Source organism: Lysinibacillus sp. NPDC093210, assembly GCF_044753985.1.
In the GTDB taxonomy this organism is placed as follows: Bacteria; Bacillota; Bacilli; order Bacillales_A; family Planococcaceae; genus Lysinibacillus.
This window is the reverse complement of the sequence record NZ_JBIVOE010000022.1, coordinates 1-1,923: the sequence shown is the minus strand read 5'-3', so window position 1 is coordinate 1,923 and position 1,923 is coordinate 1. Positions and strand designations below refer to the sequence as shown.

The window sequence follows — 1,923 nt, the reverse complement described above, 5'->3', positions numbered from 1 at the left end:
TTGATGTCCAAAATTTTGTTTCGTTCACTAACAAAGTTAGCTAATAAAAACTATATTGATTACGTTTTGCTTGTTCAGTTTTCAAGGTTCATTTTGTTAACTATTTTGTAAGAGTTAACTTTTATATAATAACATGTTTTTGAAATAATGTCAAACATTTATTTTGTTTTTATATTTCGTAGTTACATGTTGTAACAGCAACTTTTATATAATAACATCTAGTTGATAAGTCGTCAATAGGTTTTATCATTTTTTTAAAGTTTTATATCCTAAACCTAGGCCATGTCTTTAAGAATTGAATAGTTCGATTCCTACCTATCTCTAGTAATGTTTCCTTTGTCTCCTCATTTAAATCAAATTGTGTAGCGCTATAATCATCTACTGGAATAAAAACAATATCTCTTTCGTGTCTTCTTGAAATATACCTTTCATCATGTGCACCTTTCATAGTTGCAAATAACGCTTCAAATAAATTCAAACCATTCTTTATTACTTGAGGACATTGTTCTTCACTACTTCTACTTAGTTTGAGACCAAGTACTGGTCGCTTTTTGCGTCCTTCTTTATCATCAAAGATCCATAGAGGAAAATTACTTAATACACCACCATCAACAATGACCGATTCACCTTTTCCTGTTTTTAATGTAACCGGTTCAAAGAAAAATGGAATACCACAGCTCATACGCAATGCACTAGCAACAGAAAAATTACTGGCATCGATTTGATACTTGTGTAAATCATCCGGTAAAACAATAATTCTACCATTTGATAAATCCGACGCTACTAATTTCAGTGAACCTTCGGGTATATCTGCAAAAGTATAAACTCCCTTATCCGCTAATTTTTGAAAAAACCATTTTTCTAATGCTTTCCCTTTATACAAACCTAAATGGTTGTAGACATTAATCCATTTCATAAATGGCAATGGCAGAAATGTTTTCCGAGGGTCTAATAATGAAGGTACATCCAACTCTTCAAGCATACATTCAATTTCTTTTCCACTATAACCAGCAGCAATAAAAGCTGCTAAAATAGCTCCAGCACTTGTTCCTGCAACTCGTTTAAAGTGAAAATTTTCAGCTTCTAATACTTGATACGCTCCCACTAATGCAAAGCCTTTCAAACCCCCACCAGAAAAAACACCATCAATCCACAAAATTCCCTCTCCTTTTTCAAGTAATAGTTACATTATAGGAAACTAGCAAAAAGATTAGAACTTAAAAAAGCGAAAATTGTCGATTTAGTAATGCATTATAATACTCAACTCTTATAACAACTTGTGTGCCTAAATTGAATTCATCGTTTAGCAAATATTTTGTTAAACTGCGTTATTTAACAATAAATAAATTTTAGCCTATCGAACCTTCTTACTTATAGTTCAAGAATAGAGGTAACACAGTTCCTTAGTTTCCAACTGTGTAAATTGGCTAAAAGTCCATTTCCCCATCAATTAAATAGTACCTCCTTGTTTTAAACATTCTTCATAGATATTCATATAAAGGCACTAGCAATTCTGTTATGTAAAACATCCCCTTATAAAAAAATAATCTTAGCTAAAAAGGCAGCAATGACAAAGGATAAATCCCTTTAATTACTACCTTTATTTTTAACAACTGAAAATGGTTACCAGAAAGAGAATCTATACTTACAGATTCCAGATCTCATGTCTCTTTCATTTAACTTTTTCTAAATCTAGGCGGTGGTCGTATTTATTTGAATACCCCTAACGGGCTTCTAGCATCTACATTTCGCAATTCCTTTAATCATACTCAAGTCATCTTTATTAGATTTTTTTTTTTTATAAAACAAAAAAACAGCCAACAATTGTTGACTGCTTTGTGTGCCTAGCGACGTCCTACTCTCACAGGGGGAAGCCCCCAACTACCATCGGCGCTAAAGAGCTTAACTTCCGTGTTCGGTATG

Annotated in this window: 1 protein-coding gene and 1 rRNA gene; both read right to left on the bottom strand. The window is 32.6% G+C overall.

The window, feature by feature from the left end; all coding sequences use genetic code 11:
- Positions 1–262 precede the first annotated feature (262 nt).
- Positions 263–1,156, bottom strand: coding sequence for a patatin-like phospholipase family protein (locus ACIP9C_RS23080; RefSeq protein ID WP_340821505.1), 894 nt, complete (start codon positions 1,154–1,156; stop codon positions 263–265).
- A 686-nt stretch (positions 1,157–1,842) separates the two neighbouring features.
- A 5S ribosomal RNA gene (gene rrf / locus ACIP9C_RS23075) occupies positions 1,843–1,923 on the bottom strand; the annotation flags it as partial.